2 protein-coding genes are annotated in these 2,095 nt (G+C 28.1%); both read left to right on the top strand.

Features of this window, described 5'->3' with window-relative positions; translation table 11 throughout:
- Positions 1-208: 208 nt before the first annotated feature.
- Positions 209-1,606: an ATP-binding protein gene (locus ACKI4K_RS09930; RefSeq protein ID WP_407424715.1), complete on the top strand. Its 1,398-nt coding sequence runs from the start codon at positions 209-211 to the stop codon at positions 1,604-1,606.
- 42 nt (positions 1,607-1,648) lie between these two features.
- Positions 1,649-2,095 (top strand): hypothetical protein (locus ACKI4K_RS09925; RefSeq protein ID WP_407424713.1); only part of this gene is annotated, 447 nt, incomplete at its 3' end.

The raw sequence follows: 2,095 nt of genomic DNA, 5'->3' as shown, positions 1-2,095 counted from the left end.
ATTTCAAAATTTAAATTAACTTATTTAAGCTTTATATATAATATAACTTCTATTAATAATGTTTTTAAGTATTTAAACAATTTTATACTTTTTTTTATTTTCAAAAAGTTTATATACTTTATAATTTAATATTATATTACTTAATACTTTAAATAAAGTATTATCATTTCAAGTGTATTTCTGACGTTTAATAAAAGAGGGTAAAAGCATGAAGTATAAGATTTTTATCAGCAGTGTTAGAAAAGAATTTGAGCATGAGCGAAAGTTCATCAAGCAAGAAATTGAAAATGATTATATCTTAAATAAATTTTTTGAGGTTTTTCTTTATGAAGAATTGTCTGCATTGGGTGCTTCTCCTAGGGAGGTATATTCTGATGAAGCTATCAATTCAGACATTTACATTGGTTTGATTGGTTCGGATTATGGAAGTATTCTTGAATCAGGAATATCACCAACAGAACTTGAATACGATCTCTATAACAAGACACATAATGATGCATTAATCTATATTAAAGATGTTGAATTCAGAGAAGATAAAACAGAAGCATTCATTAAAAAAGTCAGTAATCATAGTTATACTCGATTTAATAATAGATATGATTTGATGAATGCAATTAAAGAAAGTTTAGGTGATTTTATTGCTAAAAACTTGAGGAATTACAGGGCTTTCGATTCTGAAATACTTTTAAACTCTTCATGCGATGATGTTGATTTGGATGCATTGGACATGTTTTTTAATGTGTTAGATTATGAACCAATTGAAAAGATAAGGGATGAAAAAGGATTGACAAAAGTCCTATCAACAATACGTGCCGGGGAATATGTGGATGGTGAATTCAGATTAAACACTGCAGGAGCATTATTCTTTGCCAAAGACATCTCCAAATTTAACTTGTCACATCAAGTGAAAATGGTTCGCTTTTTCGACGATGAAGGAGTAAAAACATTCGATAAGGCAGAATTCAACATGTCATTTTTAAAATTACTCAAAGAAGCGGAACTATTCTTCAATAAAACCTTGGTTAATATCTCACAAGTTAAAGGTTTTAAAAGAGAAACAATTCAGGAATACCCTTATGAAGCGATACGTGAAGCACTTGTAAATGCCCTGGCTCATAGGGATTATACAATAACAACTGCTGCAATAACATTCTATATCTATAATGACCGTATTGAAATAAAAAGCCCCGGACGTTTGGTATACCCATTAACTGTAGAAGACTTGGGAGAAAATGAGCCAGTTCACAGAAATGAAACAATATGCAATATATTTTCAAAAACAACATATATGGAACATGTTGGAACTGGTATAAAACGCATGAAAGATGCAATGAGATTAAATGGCTTGGAAGAACCGGAATTTATGGAGTCTGAAGGATTTTTCAAAGTAATCTTCAGATCCAATGAACATGGTAATGGATTAAATCCACGTCAAAAACAATTCTTAAGAATGAATGATGTTTTTGAAATTACCATAAAAGAGTATATGGATATGTTTAGTGTTGTAAGAAATACTGCAAGCAAAGATTTAAATGATTTGGTTGATATGAAGATTGTAGATAAAATTAAAGATGGGGTGCAGTTTATTTATAGGAAAATTGATTAGATTTTTAATTAAGAAACTCAATAATTATTTTTGTGGGAATTCATGACAACGAAATTTATTATTAGAAATGATGATAATCCTAAAATTATTCACAATGATTTAGCAGATTATCTAGATGTTGAATCTATTTTAAAAAAGGATTATGAATATATTTATGAATCTATTCTAAATGAAGGATTTATATTAGAAAATAAGTTAGGAGATGTTTTTAAAGAGATATTATTTGAAAACAAAGTTGTGGGATTTGCTTTTTGCGAATTAAATTCTCAAACGAATTTTGTTTTAAATGAAATTTATATCTTGCCGGAATTTAGAGGTAATTCTTTATTTTTATTGGAAATTAATATACTTCTTGCAGCAGGCAATTCATTAAGTATTTTACAACCAACAAAAAATCTTGTTGAACTCTTAATTCATTATGGATTTGCATTTAAATTAAGTGAGAATATTGTAGCTAGTGCCATTAGCTTTAATTTTAAAAATGATGAT

It is taken from the genome of Methanobrevibacter sp. (assembly GCF_045644645.1).
Lineage (GTDB): Archaea > Methanobacteriota > Methanobacteria > Methanobacteriales > Methanobacteriaceae > Methanocatella.
Note: the sequence above shows the minus strand (reverse complement) of the source record. Positions and strands in the feature narration are given on the sequence as shown.

Excerpts from the sequence above, each read along its gene's own strand:
- ACKI4K_RS09930 (WP_407424715.1), top strand. The coding sequence starts at position 209 with ATGAAGTATAAGATTTTTATCAGCAGTGTTAGAAAAGAATTTGAGCAT.